The 17012-nt window shown below is 68.1% G+C and carries 20 protein-coding genes; 9 read left to right on the top strand and 11 right to left on the bottom strand.

The features are described 5' to 3' along the window. Window positions 1-3: 3 nt before the first annotated feature. Genes AC07U4_RS11345 through AC07U4_RS11325 form a run of 5 tightly spaced genes read right to left on the bottom strand, consistent with a single transcriptional unit; the run spans window position 4 to window position 3602 of the window. On the bottom strand, window positions 4-756 hold the full coding sequence (locus AC07U4_RS11345; RefSeq protein WP_038663686.1) for a flagellar basal body rod protein FlgF: 753 nt from the start codon (window positions 754-756) through the stop codon (window positions 4-6). Window positions 757-779: 23 nt separating this feature from the next. Next, on the bottom strand, window positions 780-2075 hold the full coding sequence (locus AC07U4_RS11340) for a flagellar hook protein FlgE (protein ID WP_495195474.1): 1296 nt from the start codon (window positions 2073-2075) through the stop codon (window positions 780-782). A gap of 39 nt (window positions 2076-2114) precedes the next feature. After that, window positions 2115-2843, bottom strand: coding sequence for a flagellar hook assembly protein FlgD (locus AC07U4_RS11335; protein WP_495195473.1), 729 nt, complete (start codon window positions 2841-2843; stop codon window positions 2115-2117). Between the two features lie 2 nt (window positions 2844-2845). After that, window positions 2846-3253 (bottom strand): flagellar basal body rod protein FlgC, encoded by a 408-nt coding sequence (gene flgC, locus AC07U4_RS11330; protein ID WP_038663694.1) that lies wholly within the window; start codon window positions 3251-3253, stop codon window positions 2846-2848. Between the two features lie 4 nt (window positions 3254-3257). After that, entirely contained in the window at window positions 3258-3602 is a 345-nt protein-coding gene (locus tag AC07U4_RS11325; protein ID WP_038663697.1) for a flagellar basal body rod protein FlgB, read from the bottom strand. A 438-nt stretch (window positions 3603-4040) separates the two neighbouring features. Here AC07U4_RS11325 and AC07U4_RS11320 point away from each other — a divergent pair, with 438 nt between their 5' ends. From AC07U4_RS11320 to AC07U4_RS11285, 8 genes are all read left to right on the top strand, one after another. Further along, the gene (locus AC07U4_RS11320) at window positions 4041-4688 is read left to right on the top strand and encodes a motility protein A (protein ID WP_495195472.1); all 648 of its coding nucleotides are present in this window, start codon (window positions 4041-4043) and stop codon (window positions 4686-4688) included. Beyond that, on the top strand, window positions 4685-5203 hold the full coding sequence (locus AC07U4_RS11315) for a flagellar motor protein MotB (protein ID WP_495195471.1): 519 nt from the start codon (window positions 4685-4687) through the stop codon (window positions 5201-5203). Before AC07U4_RS11320 ends, AC07U4_RS11315 begins: the two co-directional genes overlap by 4 nt. Next, on the top strand, window positions 5200-5712 hold the full coding sequence (locus AC07U4_RS11310; protein ID WP_495195470.1) for a flagella basal body P-ring formation protein FlgA: 513 nt from the start codon (window positions 5200-5202) through the stop codon (window positions 5710-5712). The genes AC07U4_RS11315 and AC07U4_RS11310 overlap by 4 nt, the downstream gene beginning before the upstream one ends. A 92-nt stretch (window positions 5713-5804) precedes the next feature. Continuing rightward, entirely contained in the window at window positions 5805-6113 is a 309-nt protein-coding gene (gene flgM / locus AC07U4_RS11305) for a flagellar biosynthesis anti-sigma factor FlgM (protein WP_495195469.1), read from the top strand. Next, a complete protein-coding gene (locus tag AC07U4_RS11300) occupies window positions 6100-6414 on the top strand; it encodes a flagellar protein FlgN (RefSeq protein WP_171009346.1) in 315 nt (104 codons plus the stop codon). Before flgM ends, AC07U4_RS11300 begins: the two co-directional genes overlap by 14 nt. Before the next feature lie 90 nt (window positions 6415-6504). Further along, entirely contained in the window at window positions 6505-7362 is an 858-nt protein-coding gene (locus tag AC07U4_RS11295; RefSeq protein WP_038663710.1) for a flagellar protein FlgJ, read from the top strand. 1 nt (window position 7363) lies between these two features. Then, the gene (flhA, locus tag AC07U4_RS11290; protein WP_137897514.1) at window positions 7364-9436 is read left to right on the top strand and encodes a flagellar biosynthesis protein FlhA; all 2073 of its coding nucleotides are present in this window, start codon (window positions 7364-7366) and stop codon (window positions 9434-9436) included. Continuing rightward, entirely contained in the window at window positions 9433-10212 is a 780-nt protein-coding gene (locus AC07U4_RS11285; RefSeq protein ID WP_038663716.1) for a sigma-70 family RNA polymerase sigma factor, read from the top strand. The genes flhA and AC07U4_RS11285 overlap by 4 nt, the downstream gene beginning before the upstream one ends. A gap of 157 nt (window positions 10213-10369) precedes the next feature. On the opposite strand, the gene msrA is transcribed toward AC07U4_RS11285, so the two are convergent. Next, window positions 10370-10909, bottom strand: coding sequence for a peptide-methionine (S)-S-oxide reductase MsrA (gene msrA, locus AC07U4_RS11280; RefSeq protein WP_495195468.1), 540 nt, complete (start codon window positions 10907-10909; stop codon window positions 10370-10372). 63 nt (window positions 10910-10972) lie between these two features. Here msrA and galE point away from each other — a divergent pair, with 63 nt between their 5' ends. Then, window positions 10973-11971 (top strand): UDP-glucose 4-epimerase GalE, encoded by a 999-nt coding sequence (galE, locus tag AC07U4_RS11275; RefSeq protein WP_038663723.1) that lies wholly within the window; start codon window positions 10973-10975, stop codon window positions 11969-11971. A gap of 281 nt (window positions 11972-12252) precedes the next feature. Here galE and AC07U4_RS11270 read toward each other — a convergent pair whose 3' ends face one another. The 5 genes from AC07U4_RS11270 to AC07U4_RS11250 are packed head-to-tail and all read right to left on the bottom strand — an operon-like array spanning window position 12253 to window position 16979. Continuing rightward, entirely contained in the window at window positions 12253-12924 is a 672-nt protein-coding gene (locus tag AC07U4_RS11270) for a phosphatase PAP2 family protein (RefSeq protein ID WP_495195467.1), read from the bottom strand. A gap of 37 nt (window positions 12925-12961) precedes the next feature. Then, window positions 12962-14365: an amino acid permease gene (locus AC07U4_RS11265; protein ID WP_495195466.1), complete on the bottom strand. Its 1404-nt coding sequence runs from the start codon at window positions 14363-14365 to the stop codon at window positions 12962-12964. Window positions 14366-14396: 31 nt separating this feature from the next. Further along, window positions 14397-15044: a GntR family transcriptional regulator gene (locus AC07U4_RS11260; protein WP_038667308.1), complete on the bottom strand. Its 648-nt coding sequence runs from the start codon at window positions 15042-15044 to the stop codon at window positions 14397-14399. Between the two features lie 25 nt (window positions 15045-15069). Then, on the bottom strand, window positions 15070-16068 hold the full coding sequence (locus AC07U4_RS11255; protein ID WP_495195465.1) for a 4-hydroxyproline epimerase: 999 nt from the start codon (window positions 16066-16068) through the stop codon (window positions 15070-15072). 11 nt (window positions 16069-16079) lie between these two features. After that, window positions 16080-16979 (bottom strand): dihydrodipicolinate synthase family protein, encoded by a 900-nt coding sequence (locus tag AC07U4_RS11250; RefSeq protein ID WP_495195464.1) that lies wholly within the window; start codon window positions 16977-16979, stop codon window positions 16080-16082. Window positions 16980-17012: the final 33 nt, after the last annotated feature.

Here is a 17012-nt window from a genome sequence, read left to right as displayed (position 1 = left end):
TCCTTAACTCGGGAGGCGCATCACGGAGGTGCTGCTCTCGTCCATATCCTTGGCCGACTTCATGAGGTTGGCCTGAACCTCGTAACTGCGCTGGTTCTCGATCATGTCGACCAGCGCCTGCGTCATGTTGACGTTGGAGCCTTCGAGCGCGCCGCCCTGCACCTTGGCGTCGAGATTGGCGGGCAGAGTGCCGCCGCCCTTGACGCGGAGCAGGTTGTCGAGCCCCTTCAGCGTCGCCGTTCCCTTGGTGTCGACCAGCTTGAGCCGGTCGAGCACCTGCGGGTTCTTCGCGTCGCCGCCCTGCGGCACGATGCTGATCGTGCCGTCGGCGGCGATCGTCAGGCTGTCGTGCGGCGGCACGGTGATCGGCCCCGCCTGCCCCTGGACGATGAAGCCGTCGCCGGTCTGGAGCACGCCCGAGGGCGCGATCTCGAGATCGCCGCGGCGGGTATAGGCCTCGCTGCCGTCGCCCGCCTGCACCGCCAGCCAGTCGCTGTTGCCGCTGATCGCGACGTCGAGCGCGCGGCCGGTCGCCTGGATCGCGCCGGGCGCACGATCGGCGTCGGTCACCTCTTCGCTGGTCGGCATGCGCGCTTCGAGCTGCGCGCCGCCGCCCTTCAGTTCGATCCGGTCGAAGACGACGCGATCGGCGCGGAAGCCGGTGGTGGACGCATTCGCCATATTGTTGGCGATCGCCGCCTGCGCCTGCATGTGCGCACGCAGCCCCGTCGCCGCCGTATAGACCAATTTGTCCATCTAGAGCCTCCGCGCCGCTTCGCTTAGTTGCGGATCTGGATGATGGTCTGCGAGACCTGGTTGGCGGTATCGAGCGCCTTCGAGTTCGCCTGGAAGTTACGCTGCGCCGCGATCAGATTGACCAGCTCCTCGGTGATGTCGACGTTCGATCCCTCGATCGTGCCGCTCATCAGCGAGCCGAAGCCGTCGGCGCTCGCCGAGCCCAAAGTCGCCGCACCCGACACGCCGGTCGCCGCCCAATAGCTGTTGCCGATCTGGCGCAGGCCGGTCGGCGTCGAGAATTTGGCGAGCGCGACCTTGCCGAGCGGCTTGATGTCGCCGTTCGAGAAGCTCGCCTGGATCAGGCCGGCGTCGGTCACCGTCACGCCGGCGAGCTGGCCGACCGCGATGCCGTCCTGCGTCTTGGCGTTGACCGCGAATGCCGAGGACAGCTGCGTCGAGTTAGTCAGGTCGAGCGACACGGTCTGCGCCGCCGCGCCCGAGGTCGGCGTGAAGGTGTTGAAGTTAAGCGGCATCGTCGTGCCGGTGGCGAGCGCGCCCTTGTCGTCGAAGGTCAGCGTGACCTTGTCCGACTTGGCCGCACCGGTGCCGGTGGTCATCGCCTGGTCGCCGATGAAGGTATAGACGTCCCAGCTGCCGGTGGTCGCCGGCGGACCGGCGGTGCCGGCAGCGGTGCGAACGTAATAGCTGGTCATCGTCATCGGATTGCCGTTCGCGTCGTAGATGCGCGTGGCGACCGAATTGTTGTAGCTCGTCGTATCGGTACGATCGAACTTGTAGCCGGCACCGCCGCCCTTGACGGTCGAGGTCGACGACATCTGCACCGCGGTGGCGACCTTGCTGGTCCCCTTGGGGGTGCCGCTGGTCTGCTGGATCTGCAGCGTGGTCAGGCCCTTCTCACCGGTGGCGGTGACGTTGCCGTCGCTGTCGACCGGATAGACCATCAGGTAGCTGCCCTGTGCGTCGACGACGTTGTTGTTCGAATCGACCGAGAAGGCACCGTTGCGGGTGTAGGTGGTCGAATCGCTGGTGCCGGTCGAACGCATCGTGAAGAAGCCCTCGCCGACCATCGCCAGGTCGAGCGCGTTCGACGTGGTGGTGAGGTTGCCCTCCTTGAACTGCTGCGTGTTGCCCTTCACCACGACGCCCGAGCCGACCATCTTGCGCGGATCGGTCGAGGTGCTCGACGCGATGATGTCGGCGAACTGGGTGCGGCTCTTCTTGAAGCCGGTGGTCGAGACGTTGGCGAGATTGTGGCTGATCGTCGCCATGTCGGTCTGCGACGCCTGGAGGCCGGAAAGCGAGGTGTAGAAGGACATCGGGTTACTCCTTGGAAGCGGTAGGTCGGCGGATGAGAATCAGGTGGCGGAACGGACGTCCGAGGGATCGACGTCGCCGACCCCGAGGACCTTGAGCTTGGGGGCACCGCTGGACGGCAGCGACACCGATTCGACCGGCGCCCAGACGAGCGTGCGGCTGGTGACCGTCTTGTCGCCGGCAGTGGCGAAGGCGGTGATCGTGAAGGGGCCCGAACCGACGCTGTTGCCGGCGCCGTCCTTGCCATCCCAGTCGAAGGTCGCGGTGCCCTGCTTCTGCGCGCCGAGTTGCAGGTTGCGCAAAGTGCCGCCGTTGGCGTCGGAGATCGAGACGTTGACCTGCGTCGCGTCGCCGTCGAGCTCGACCGCACCGTCGAGGCTGCCGCTGGCGCGCGGATAGGCGGTCGAGCCGGCGGTCAGCACCGTCTTGCCGACGTAGCTCATCGCATCCGACGCGGTCGTCGAGCCGAGCTTGGTGGCGACGCCGCTGAGCGTCTTGTTCATCTCGCTGATGCCGGCGACGGACGAGAATTGCGCCATCTGGGCGACCATCTGCGTATTGTCCATCGGGCTGAGCGGGTCCTGGTTCTTGAGCTGCGTGGTGAGCAGCTTCAGGAAATCGTTCTGATCCAGCGTCGTCTTGGTCGTGCCCGGGGTCGCCGAGGCGCCGGTCGCGGTGGTCGTCGCGGTATTCGCCGTCGAACGCTTGATGCCGAGCTTGTCGAGCGTCGCATCGAAGGTCGGCTGGGTGGTCGAGGCGGTGGTCACCATGATTAGCGTCCCAGCTTGAGGGTATCGATGGTGAGCTGCTTGGCAGTGTTCATCACCTCGACGTTGTTCTGGTAGGAGCGCGCGGTCTCCATCATGTCGACGAGCTCGCGGCTTTCGTCGACGGCGGCCTGGTAGATATTGCCGTCCTTGTCCGCGAGCGGGTTGTTCGGATCGTAGACCTTGGTCGGCGATTCCCCGGCGGTGACGATCTTCTCGACGTCGACGGTGGCGAGGCCGCTGGCGGCGTCGAAGCTGGTGCGGAACACCGGCTTCATCGTCTTGTACGCGGTCTCCGCCGACCCCGTCGTGCCGCCGACGTTGGCGAGGTTGGACGCGGTCGTGTTCATGCGGATGAGCTGCGCGCTCATCGCCCGACCGGCGACCTGGAAGACGTTCATCGGATCGGCCATCGGCTTATTCCCCCTTCAGCGCGCGGGTGATCTGACCGATGCGCCCGTTCAGGAACGACAGGGTCGTCTGATACTGGACGGCATTCTCGGCGAAGGCGGTCTGCTCCTCGTTGAGCTCGACCGTGTTGCCGTCCATCGAGGTCTGCAGCGGCACGCGATATTTGGTCGCGGCGTCGAGACTGCCGTTGCCGTCCTGCTCCATCGACGCGAGCGCCGACTTGAAGTCGATGTCCTTGGCCTTGAAGCCGGGGGTCGAGGCGTTGGCGATGTTCGACGCCAGGACGCCCATGCGCTGGCCGCGCACTTCGAGGGCGGCACCATGGACTCCGAACAAACTCTCTGCGGCCATCGGCCCAAATCTCCGGCGCACCATTGCGCTGCCCGGACCTAAGCAACCGCCGTGCCAGTTTTCGATTCCGGCCGGTGGCAGGCGATTTTTTCAGCTACGGCAAGGCGACCACGAGGGAACGGCAAGGCGGCCGGCAAACGCTTGCCGGGGATTGCCGGGGAGCGGCAAAGGCTGCCGGATGACGGCGCGGATGGTGTTGCGGGGGTTTACCATTTTCGACGCGGGCACATGGGGATCGCACCCGTTTGCCCCACCCCATCTCCTTGTCGTCAGCCTTCGCCCCCCTCGTCATCCCGGCGAAAGCCGGGACCCATGGACGCGGTTCGCTAATGTTGGCGCGCACCATGAGCCGATCGCAGCCATGCGTCCCGGCTTTCGCCGGGATGACGAGTGGAGAGGGACCATACAAACTGGCCCGCCCCTTGCATCGGCACGCGCATGTTGATCGCCCAGCTCTTCGATCCCGTCGCGCTTGCCATCGTCGGCGGCGGGACGGTCCTTGCCGCGGTGTTGCGCGCGCCGTTGCGCGACGCGCTCGGCGCGGTGTCGGCGTTGCGCGTGCTCGCGCGGCGGCCGTTCCGTGCCGATGCGCTGCTCGACCAGGTCGCCGCGCAGGCGCGGATCGCCAAGCGCCACGGTGTCGTCGCGCTCGATCGCTCGGTGATCGCCGACCCCGATGTCGCCGCCGCGATCGCCGCGATCGTCGACGGCGGCAATCCGCGCGAGGTCGAGGCGCTGCTGCGCTATCATCGCCAGGCGCGCATCGCGCGGCATGTCGCGATCGCCGAAGTCTGGTCGTCCGCCGCCGAGGTGGCGCCGGCGATGGGGATGGTCGGCACGCTGATCGGCCTCGCCAGCATGTTCGCCAGCATGACCGACCCCAAGGCGATCGGCGGGGCGATGGCGATCGCACTGCTCGCGACGCTCTACGGTGCGCTGCTCGCCAATCTGGTGCTCACCCCGATCTGCCATCGCCTGCGCGCCGCCGGCCGGATCGAGGCGTTCGAGCGCGCGCGGATCGAGGCGCCGCTGCTGGCGCTCGCGCTGCGCGAGACGCCCCGCCATCCCCTGCAGAGCGTCGCATGACCGGCGACGCCTTCTACCCGCCCTCGCCGCCGGCCAAGCCGCTGTGGCTGGTGACGCTCGCCGACCTCGCATTGCTGCTGGTCGGCTTCTTCGTGCTGATCCAGGCGAGCGAGAAGCCGCGCGCGATCACCGATGCGCTGCGCCAGAGCTTCGGCGGCGCGCCGGCGCCCGCGGCGCTGCCGGTGATGGCCGCCGGCCTGTTCGACTTCGCACCCGGCAGCGCGACCTTGCCGGACAGTCCCGCCACGGTGATCGCCTGGGCGCGCGAGGCGGTGCGCGATCCGCGCGTCGCGCTGACCGTGACCGGATCGACCGACGGCAGCGCCGCCGACGTCGATCCCGCCACCGGTAGCGCCACCTTGCTCGCGGCCGATCGCGCGCGCAGCCTCGCCGCGGCGCTCGCCCCGGTCGGGCCGCGCATCACCGTCACCACCAGTCCCCATCCCGGCCGCCGCGCCGCGATCGTCACGATCGCCTTCGTCGGCGAACAATCCAGCACGGACCATCAGCCATGATCTTCCTTCCCCTGCTTCTCGCCGCCGGTGGCGCGGTCGCCTTCCAGGACATCGGCGGGCTCGACCGCGCCGTCTCCGCCTTCACCAGCCGCCCGATCGGCGCCGAGGGTGGCGCGCGGACCGCGATCGACAGCCGGCTGCGGCTCGCGCCCTGTTCCACCGTCGCGCTGGCGTGGCGGACCGAGGCGCACGACGCCGTCGTCGTCTCCTGTTCGGGGCCGGACTGGCGTATCTTCGTCCCGGTGATCCGCCCGGCCGCCGCTGCGGCACCGGCCGGTGCCGCCCGCCCGACGACCGTCGCCGCCAAGGCCGAACCGGTGATCCGTCGCGGCGATCCGGTGGTGATCGAGGCGGGGTCGAACGGCTTCTCGATCAGCCGCGAGGGCGTCGCGATGGGCGACGCCGCGCCGGGCGGCCGCTTCATGGTGAAGGTCGACGATGCCAAGGGTCCGGTACAGGCGATCGCGCTGGAAAGCGGCCGCGCCACCCTGCCCGGCTGGGGTGAATGAGCCGGCGCGCGTGACCGCCGAATCTTTTTTGCTAAAGCCAGGGTGCAGTCGGCCGTTTATCCTCATGTCAGGCAACACAGATAGGTGCGGACATGGTGGACTCGATCGGCTCAACGCCGCTGAACGGAAGTGGAAGCGTTTCGCGCGTCGCCGCCCCAGCGGCTGCGCCGGTGGTGCAGCCCGCATTGCAACAGGCGGCTCAACAGGCCCCCGCGGCGAACACCGCGACGCAATTGACCAATCTCGCCAGGACGCTGGCGGCCGAACCGCCGATCGACAGCGACCGCGTCGACGAGATCAAGAAGGCGATCCAGAACGGCTCGTTCCCGATCCTGCCGGCGACCATCGCCGACCGGCTCCTCGCACTCCGGCTGAACTGGGATGGCCATGACGCGGCGTGATGCCCTCATCAAGGTGATCGACTCGCTGCATGCCGAGATCGAGGCGCTCAAGACCAACAACGTCACCGCGCTTGAGCGGGCGACGCAGGAAAAGCTCGCCGGCATCGAACAGGTCGCCGCGCTCGGCACCGGCCCGGCCGGCGACGACCTGCGCGCGCTCGCCGAAGAGGCGAACCGGCTGAACGAGACCTGCCGGATCTACGTCAATCTGATGGCGGCAAATGTTCGCCGCCGCCTGCAACTTCTGACCGGCGATGCCGGCCACGGCTTCCGCCCGACGATGGTGTCGGCCTACGCGTGACCCGATCGCCCCTTCACGGGGGCATCCGGGCAGAACTGGCACGGTCCTTGCTGATCACACCTGCAACAACTGGGGTGTGCTTTCTTCGCAATGACCGTCAATCCGATTACCTCCGGCCGGGTGCAGTCCGCGATCGCGCTTGCGAGCAGCAAGACGGGCGTGGACTTCGACTATCTGCTCGGTCAGGCCAAGATCGAGAGCGGTCTCAACGCCAATGCGCGCGCCGGCACCTCGTCGGCGTCGGGCCTGTACCAGTTCGTCGAGCAGAGCTGGCTGGCGGTCGTCAAGAAACATGGCGCCGAGCACGGCATGGCCTGGGCCGCCGACAGCATCGGCCAGTCGCATGGCCATTTCACCGTCGGCGATCCCGCCACCCGCTCGGCGATCCTCGCGCTGCGCAACGACCCCACCGCCGCCTCGCTGATGGCGGCCGAGCACGCCTCCGACAACAAGGACGTGCTCGAGGGGACGCTCGGCCGCTCCGCCAACGGCACCGACCTCTATATGGCGCATTTCCTCGGCCTCGGCGGCGCCAAGAAATTCCTGTCGGCGATGCAGAACAATCCAGGCGCCTCGGCGGCGTCGCTGTTCCCGCAGGCCGCCGGCGCCAATCGCTCGATCTTCTACGCCGGCAACGGCCAGCCGCGCTCGCTCGAAGCGATCTATCAGAGGTTCGCCGACAAGCTCGGCGCGGCAAGCGACAGCACGACCGAAACGCGCAAGGCCAACCTCGCCTTCGCCGCGCAGGCGCTCGACATGGACGGATCGACTGTCGTCACCGGCGGCAATGAAAGCGCCGAGGATGCGCTCGCCTGGGCGTCGCGCGCGATGGGCCAGATGGGGGGCCGGCTCAACACCAACCCGACCTCGGCGAACGCGCTGCTGCGCCCGTCGCCGAACAACGCAAGGCTCGCCTATATGATGCTCGCCAGCATGGGGGGCCGCTGAGGTGAACAAGCTCCTCGCGTCCGGTCGCGGCGCGGCGCTGCCGCTCGCCATCCTGCTGCTCGTCGTCGTGATGGTCGTGCCGATCCCGGCCTTCCTGCTCGACATCTTCTTCGTCGCCAATATCGCGATCAGCCTCGCGGTGCTGATGGTGTCGCTCAACGCGCAGAAGCCGCTCGATTTCTCGTCCTTCCCGACGGTGCTGCTGTTCGCCACCCTGTTCCGCCTCGGCCTCAACGTCGCCTCGACCCGTATCGTGCTGGTCCACGGCCACGAGGGCGAGAGCGCGGCGGGCCACGTCATCGAGGCGTTCGGCACCTTCCTGATCGGCGGCGACTATGTCGTCGGCATCTTCGTCTTCGCGATCCTGATGATCATCAACCTGATCGTTGTCACCAAGGGCGCCGGCCGCGTGTCGGAAGTCTCGGCACGCTTCACCCTGGACGCGCTGCCCGGCAAGCAGATGGCGATCGACGCCGATCTCAACGCCGGCCTCATCACTCCCGACGACGCCAAGAAGCGCCGCGTCGAAGTGGCGACCGAGGCCGATTTCTACGGCTCGATGGACGGTTCGTCGAAGTTCGTGAAGGGCGATGCGGTCGCCGCGATGCTGATCCTCGCCGCCAACGTGGTGGGCGGGCTGATCCTCGGCCCGGTCAGCCACGGCATGACCATCGCTGCCGCAGCGAAAAGCTATATCCTGCTCGCGATCGGCGACGCGCTCGTCGCGCAGCTGCCGTCCCTGATGCTCTCGATCGCCGCCGCCGCGATCGTCACCCGCGTGTCGTCGGACAAGGATCTCGCCGGCCAGATCGGCGGCCAGTTCGGGTCCCCGCGCACCTGGACCCCGGTCGCGGTGATCCTCGGCCTGCTCGGCCTGCTGCCCGGCATGCCGCATCTCGTCATCCTCACGGCTGCGGGGATCGCCGGCTTTGCGGCATGGAAGCTGCGCCAGATCGAACGCCGCCCGCTCGTCGAGGCGACCCCCGCGGTCGCCGAGGAGCCCGCCGACCCGTCGAAGATCGGCTGGGACGAGGTCACCGACGGCATGCAGGTCAATTTCGACATCGGCTATGGCCTGGTGCCGCTGGTCGATCCGCGCCGCGGTGCGCCGCTGATGGGCCGGATCACCGGCGTCCGCCGCCAGCTCTCGCGCGAACTCGGTTTCGTCGTGCCGCAATGCCGCGTCCGCGACGACATCAACCTCGCGCCCTATACCTATCGCATCCTGATCAACGGCGTCGTGCTCGGCGAGGACCAGGTGTCGCCCGACGAGATGCTCGCGCTCGACACCGGCCAGGCCTATGGCTCGCTCAGCGGCAAGAAGGCGAAGGACCCGACCTTCGGCCTCGATGCGACGTGGATCCCGTCGGGCGACGCCGATGCGGCGACCGGCGCGGGCTTCCTCGTCGTCGATGCCGGCACCGTCATGGCGACGCATCTCAACCATCTGCTCGGCGCCAACGCCACCGACCTGCTCGGCCCGGACGAGGTCCAGTCGCTGCTCGACGGGCTCAAGGAGCGCGCCGCGCAACTGGTCGCCTCGCTCACCCCCAATCCGCTGCCGCTCACCACCCTCACCCAGGTCCTCAAGGGCCTGCTTGCGGAGAACATTCCGTTGAAGGAATTCCGTCGCATCGCCCAGGCGATCGCGGTCGCCGCCACGCGCAGCGCCGACGCCGAGGAAATCGTCGAACTGATCCGGCCCGAACTCGGCCCGCTGATCATCCAGAAATTGTGCGGCGTGCGCGAGCCGCTGCGCGTGATGACGCTCGACGGCCAGCTCGAAGGGCTGCTCGGCCAGGCCGCCCGCGCCGACCAGTCGCGCCGCCACGTCATCGAGCCCGATCTCGGCCGCCGCATCGTCGATGCCTTGCAGGAGGCGGCGCAGCCGCTGATCGCCGAGGCCAAGCCGTTCGCGCTCGTCGTCCAGCCGGCGATCCGCCTTGCGATCCGCAAGCTGGTGAAGACGGTGCTGCCCGACACGCCGGTGCTCTCCTTCTTCGAGGTGCCGGAAGAAAAGGCGGTCGAGGTCGTCGCGGTGATCGGCCAGCAGCATCAGGCGCTGGCGGCATGAGCATGGAGCCGATGAAACAGGTGTTCGCCCCCGCCACGCCCGCGCCCGCCACGCTGGTGCCGCAAGGACCGCTCACCTATTCGCGCGTCACCCGCCCGGGCGGCGATCAGGAGGCGATGATCCGGCAATATCTGCCGCTGGTCCGCCGCATCGCGTGGCACGTCCACGGCTCGATGAGCTCGATCGTCGAGGTGGAGGATCTCGTCCAGATCGGCCTCGTCGCCCTGGTCGAGGCGATCGGCCAGGCCGCCGAACAGGGCGCGCAATTCCGCGCCTATCTGCAAACCCGGCTGCGCGGCGCGATGATCGACGAATTGCGGCGTCAGGCGACGACGACGCGCGGCGCGATGCGGCGGCGGCGGCAATATCATGCCGCGGTGGCAACGCTGACGGCAAGCACCGGCCGCGCCCCCGACGAGGCGGCACTGGCGAAGGAACTGGGAGTGACGGTGGAAAAACTGCGCGCCGATTACGAGACCGCCGATGCGGTCCGGTTCGAATCGATGGACGAGGTCTATGCCGACGATCTGCCGTGGTTCGCCGACGACACGCCCGACGCCTTCGAGCAGCTCGCAGAAAGCGATTTGCGCGACACGCTGATCGCCGCGATCACCGCGCTGCCCGAGCGCGAGGCGCTGGTGGTGCAGCTCTTCTACGTCGAGGAACTCAACCTCGAGGAGATCGGCCAGGTGATCGGCGTCGGCGCGGCGCGCGTTTGCCAGATCAAGGCCGCCGCACATGCGAAATTGAAGAAGGCGCTGGCACGAAAAGTCTAAGTCCTCCCCCGCCAGGGGGAGGTGGCACGGCGAAGCCGTGACGGAGGGGGAGGACAGGGCGGAGCTTCATTGTCCGGGCTCCCACCCTGTCCTCCCCCTCCACCATTCGGCTAGCGCCGAACGGTCCCCCTCCCCCTTGCGGGGGAGGACTTGGATGTTACGCCGCCACCGCCTTGGACCGCGCCGCGAAGCTCTTGCGCAGCTTCTTCAGCTTCGGCGGGATCACCGCCATGCAATAGGGGTTGGAACGGCCCGAGGTTTCCCAATAATCCTGATGATAGCCCTCGGCGGTATACCAGGTCGCCATCGGCTCGATCGTTGTGACGATCGGCTTGGCCGAGTCCGCCTGCGCCCGCTCGATCGCCGCCCGCATCTCGGCCTCCTGCGCCTCGTCGGCCGGGAACATCGCCGAACGATATTGCGTGCCGACGTCGTTGCCCTGGCGGTTGAGCTGCGTCGGATCGTGCGTCGCGAAGAAGATGTCGAGCAGGTCGCCGAGCTGCAATTGCTCGGGATCGAAGCCGATGCGGATCGCCTCGGCATGGCCGGTGTCGCCGCCGCAGACCTGCTTGTAGGTCGGATCGGGGACCGAACCGCCGATATAGCCGCTCTCGACGCTCTCGACTCCGATCACATCCTTGAACACCGCCTCGGTGCACCAGAAGCAGCCGCCGGCCAGCGTCACATAATCGGTCATAATAGTCTCCTTTGCGCCGATGTAGGAACGCGGTAGGGCGCGCGAAAGACGGGAGATCAGACGATGGCGTTCCAGGGTAAGGTGATGGTGACCGGCGGCGCCGGCTATATCGGCAGCCATGCGGTGCTCGCATTGCTCGACGCGGGCTATGACGTCGTCGTCGTCGACAATCTCGTCACCGGCTTCGACTGGGCGGTCGATCCGCGCGCTACGCTGGTGCAGGCCAATATCGAGGACGACGCCGCCGTCCGCGCGACGATCCGCGACCATCACGTCCGCGCCATCATGCATTTCGCCGGGTCGGTGGTCGTGCCCGAATCGGTCAGCGACCCGCTCAAATATTATCGCAACAACACCGCCGCGACGCGCGCGCTGCTGGAGAGCGCGGTGGTCGAGGGCGTGCCGCACTTCATCTTCTCCTCGACCGCGGCGACCTACGGCACCCCGGTAAAGGTGCCGGTGCAGGAGAACGACCCGACCGTGCCGATCAACCCGTACGGCATGTCGAAGCTGATGACCGAGGCGATGCTGCGCGACGTCGCCGCGGCGCATCCGATCAATTATTGCGCCTTGCGCTATTTCAACGTCGCCGGTGCCGATCCACAGGGCCGCTCCGGCCAGTCGACGGTCGGCGCGACGCATCTCATCAAGATCGCGGTCGAGGCGGCGACCGGCAAGCGCGAGGCGGTGTCGGTGTTCGGCACCGACTTCGACACGCCCGACGGCACCGGCGTGCGCGACTATATCCATGTCAGCGACCTCGCCGCCGCGCACGTCTCGGCGCTCGAACTGCTGATCGCCGAGCCCGCCAAGAGCCACACGCTCAACGCCGGCTACAATCGCGGCTTCTCGGTCAACGAGGTGCTCGACGCGGTCGATCGCGTCACCAACCTGACGATCCAGCGCCGCTACGAGGGCCGCCGCGCCGGCGATCCCGCCGCGCTCGTCGCGGACAATGGCGCGATCCTCGCCGCCTTGCCGTGGCGCCCGCAGCGCGACGATCTCGAGACGATCGTCAAGGACGCGCTCGCTTGGGAGCGCAAGCTCGCCGAACGCGGCTGATTGGTCGGGAGCCGGCATTTCATCTTGATATGACGGGGGAAATGCCGGCCGCTGTCCTACACGACCCCTACTTGCTATCGACGCAGCGCAAGTCGCGCTCTTTCTCATCGGTGCAGAAATGGAAACGATAGGGCTGGATCGTTTCCGTTAAGGTGTCCAGCTTGTCCACGTTGCCCCAATCCGGCCACAATGTAGAACGGATCGACAGTCAGCTCGTGACTATAGCAAATCCTCCCCCGCCACGGGGAGGAATTCGTTAAGGCCGCAAATGTCGATACGTCTTAGCGCTCGCCACCGATCGCCACCCGCGCCCGCGCGGTGGCGGTCCACCAGCCCAGCGCCCAGAGCGTGCCGAAGCTCCAGCCGGCGATGACGTCGCTCGGCCAATGGACGCCGAGATAGACGCGGCTGCACCCGATCGCGCCGACCAGCAGCACCGCGACGACGAGCAGATAGCGTCGCGCCGCCCGATCCGGGGTCACCTGTCCGGCGAGCGAGGCGAGCGTCAGATAGACCACCGCGCTCGACGTCGCATGGCCGCTCGGGAAGCTGTAGCCGCTCGCGTCGACCAGATGCGGTACGAGGTCGGGCCGCGCGCGCAGCACCACGCCCTTGACCGCATCGACCACCCAGCCGCCGGTCAGGCTGGCGAGCACCGTCGCCAGCGCGGTCAGCCATAGCCGCTGGATCAGCAGGAAGCCGGCGACGATCACCACGATCACGGTCAGCACCACCCCGCCGCCGAGCGCGGTGATGTCGCTCGCCACCTTGGGCAGCCACGCCGGTCCGCCCCATGCCCGCGCGCCGACGATGATCGCGCGGTCGAAGGCGAAGGGATAGCGGCTCGTCGCGAAGGCGCCGATCAGCAGGATCATGAGCCCGACCGCGATCAGCGCGATCCCGGCGAGCAGCGGCGGCAGGCGCCGCGCGCCGACGGAGGTTGGTTCGGTCATCGACCGGTCCGAACGCCCGACACCGCCGCCGGTGCCGTCAGCGCCGCGCGGCGAGCCCGTGGCGATGGCCGTAGGCGAGATAGACGACCAGCCCGATGGCGTTCCAGCCGAGGAAGCGCAGCAGCGTCGCCTGCGGCAGGCTCCACAGCAGATAGAGGCAGCCGAGCACCGCAAGCGTGCCGACGACGAACGGCGCCGGACAGCGGAACAGCCGCTTCGCCTCCGGGGCGGTTCGGCGCAGCACCATCATACATGCCGCCACCGCGATGAACGCGAGCAACGTCCCGGCATTGGCAAGTTCGGCGATCTCGTCGAGCCGGAAGACCCCCGCGACCAGCGCGATCGACACGCCGGTCAGCAATGTGATCCGCACCGGCGCGCCGGTGCGCGGGCTCAATGTCGCGAGGCTGCGCGGGAGGAGCCCGTCGCGCGCCATGGTGAAGAAGATCCGGCTCTGCCCGTACATCATGACGAGGATCACCGAGGGCAGCGCGATCACCGCGGCGAGCGCGATCAGATGGCCCGCGAACGGCCGGCCGAGTGAGCGGAGCACCAGCGCGAGCGGTTCGGCGGAATGCGCGAGCTGCGTGAACGGCAGCGCGCCGACCGCGGCGACCGCGACCGCCATATAGATCAGCGTGCATGCGAGCATCGACCCGACGATGCCGATGGTCAGGTCGCGACCGGGGTTCTTCGCCTCCTCCGCCGAGGTGGCGACCGCATCGAAGCCGTAGAAGGAGAAGAAGACGATCGCCGCCGCCGCCATCACGCCGCGCTTGGTGCCGCCGCTCTCCACCGAGCCGAAGCCATAGGGCATGAACGGGTGGAGGTTGTCGGCATCGAACGCCGGCAGCGCGAAGCCGACGAAGATCGCCAGCGCGGTCAGCTTGACGATCACCAGCACGATGTTGAGCGTCGCGCTCTCGCGCGTGCCGAGCAGCAGCAGCCCCATCACCGCCAGCGCGACGAGCACCGCAGGCAGGTTGATCAGCCCGCCGCCATGCGGCCCGGCGAGCAGCAGCGCCGGCAGGTGCACCCCCGCCGACTCGATCCAGCCGACCAGATAGCCCGCCCAGCCGACCGCGACGGTCGAACAGGCGAGCGAATATTCGAGGATCAGGCTCCAGCCGACCACCCAGGCGACCGTCTCGCCGAGCGCGGCATAGCTGAACGTATAGGCGCTGCCCGCCGCCGGGATCATCGTCGCCAGCTCGGCATAAGCGAGCGCGGCGCAGGCGCAGACCGCGCCGGCGATCGCGAAGGCGAGGATCACCGCCGGTCCGGCGCGCTCGGCGCCCACCCCGGTCAGCGTATAGATGCCGGTGCCGACGATCGCGCCCACCCCGAGCGCGATCAGATGCGGCCACGACAGCGTCTTGGCGAGCGCCTGTCCGGCATCGTGGCGCAAGACGGCGTCGAGCGATTTGCGCGGCCCCAACATGATCGTGTCCCCCGTTGTGATGATGATGCCGTCAGCGGGCGGCGAACTGCTCCCGCAGATCGGCGAGCGTCGCGCCGATATGGCCGGCGAGCAACGTCTCCAGCGCCGCACCGTCGCGGGCGAGAAAGGCGTCGAGCAGCGCGCGATGCTCCTGATGCGCGCGCGTCTCGCGCCCGGCGGGGGCGAGATGCGCGACGACATAGCGTTCGGCGAGGATCGACAACCGCTCGATGAGCTGCGTGGTCAGCAGCCGCCCGCCCGGGCGGACCAGCGCGACGTGGAATTCGCGATTGCTGATCGCCACCGCGGCGAGATTGCTGCCCGCGGCACGGTCGAGCCGCTCGAACGCCTGCACCGCCGCGTCGCGCGCTGGCGGATCGGCGCAGGCGGCGGCATGAGCGGCGGCGGCGGGCTCGATCGCGAGGCGCAGCGCATAGATCTCTTCCGCCTGGTCGGTGGACAGCGCGCGCACCATATAGCCGCGATTGGCCTGGCTGGTCAGCAGCCCTTCCTGTTGCAGCCGCCCCAACGCCTCGCGCAGCGGGATCTTGCTCACCCCCAGTTCGGCGGCGAGCGCATCCTGCCGCAGCGGCGTGTCGGTCGCCAGCTGGCCGGTGACGATCCGTTCGCGGACGATCTCGAATACGCGTTCGGAGAGGGTGCGGATCACGATGCTCACCACATGGCGCCAAAATGCCGCGCGCTCACGTGACCTGGAATCCCTCCCAGAAGGTGTCGGCGCGGTCGATCCAGATCGTGTTGAAGCCGGTGGCGATCGCCGAACCCTCGATCGACGGCACGATCGCCGGCGTGTCGCCGAGCGTCGTCGTCGCCTCGACGCGACCGACGAAGCGGCTGCCGATATAGCTTTCGTGCACGAACCGGTCGCCGACCGCGAGCACACCCTTGGCGGCGAGATGCGCGAGCCGCGCCGAGGTGCCGGTACCGCACGGCGACCGGTCGATCGCCTTGTCGCCGTAGAACACTGCGTTGCGACCGTCCGCCCCCTCGCCCCTCGGCCGGTCGGCCCAGAGCACGTGGCTGACGCCGCGGATCGTCGGATCGAGCGGATGGACCGGCTCGAACTTGGCGCGCACCGCCGCGCGGACGCTGCGGCTGAGCGCGATGATCCGGTCGGCACCGAGATCGTCGAGCCCGGTATAGCCGCCCTGCAGCTCGACGATCGCATAATAATTGCCGCCATAAGCGACGTCGATCGACAGCGGCCCGATCCCCTCGACATCGATCGCGATCCCCGTCGCGGCGACATAGGAGGGGACGTTGGTGATGCGCACCGCGGTCACCTTGTCGCCCGCCGTCTCATAGGCGATATCAATCACCCCGGCGGGCACCTCGACGCGCAGCCGCCCCGGCGTCGCCGGCTGGATCAGCCCGTGCTCCAGCCCGAAGGTGACGATGCCGATCGTGCCGTGGCCGCACATCGGCAGGCAGCCGCTCGTCTCGATGAACAGGATGCCGATATCCGCGTCCGCCGTGGTCGGCGGATAGAGGAAGCCGCCCGACATCATATCGTGGCCGCGCGGCTCGAAGCACAGGCCGGTGCGGATCCAGTCGAAGCGCGCCAGGAAGTCCTGACGCCGCTCCGACATGGACGCCCCCTTCAGCAGCGGCGCCCCGCCGGCGACGAGGCGAACCGGATTGCCGGCGGTATGACCGTCGATGCAGAAGAAGGTGTGGCGCATCGCGTCGCGGCTCAGCCGAGCGCCGGCCGCGTCGCCGCCGCCTTCTCGACCATCGCGATTACCTCGGCGCGGCGCGCGCCTTCCAGCACGTAGCGCGGCGGCAGCACCCGCTCCGACCCGCGGCCCATCACCTGCTCGGCGAGCTTGATCGACTGGACGAGGTCATGCTCGGCGTCGAGGTGGAGCAAGGGCATGAACCAGCGATAGATTTCCATCGCCTTGGCGTGATCGCCACGCTCGAACGCGCGCACCAGCTCGACCGATTCCCTGGGGAAGGCGTTGGTCAGACCCGACACCCAGCCCTGCGCACCGAGGAACAAACCTTCGAGCGCGACGTCGTCGAGCCCCGCGAACAGCACGTAGCGATCGCCGAAGGCGTTGCGGAAGTCGGTGAAGCGGCGCGTGTCGGGGGCCGATTCCTTGACCGCGACGATGTTCTTCACCTCGACCAGCGCGGTCAGCACCTCCTGATCGATCACGGTGCGATAGGCGGGCGGGTTGTTGTAGAGCATGATCGGCAGGCCGGTCTGCTCGGCGACACCGCGGAAATGGTTCACCAGCTCGTGCGGCTTGGGGACATAGACCATCGGCGGCAGCAGCATCAGCCCGTCCGCCCCGGCCTTCTCCGCCGCCTGCGCATAGCGCACCGCGCGACGCGTGTCGTATTCCGACACGCCGGTGACGACCGGTACGCGGCCCGCCACCGCCTCGACGATCGCGGTCAGCGTCGTCACCTTCTCGTCGAAGTCGAGCGAATTGTTCTCGCCGACCGTGCCCAGCGCGATCACGCCGGTGACGCCGTCGCGCACCAGATCGTCGACGACGCGTTGCGTATCAGGGAGATCGATGGAAAGATCCTCGCGTACCTGGGTCGTCACCGCGGGGAAAACGCCCCTCCACCTGATCGTCATGCTGCTTGCGTCCTCTATCGTCTGTGGAATATC

The sequence above is a fragment of the Sphingomonas sp. GW821-FHT02B09 genome, assembly GCF_059421875.1.
This window is presented reverse-complemented; position numbering and strand designations above follow the sequence as displayed.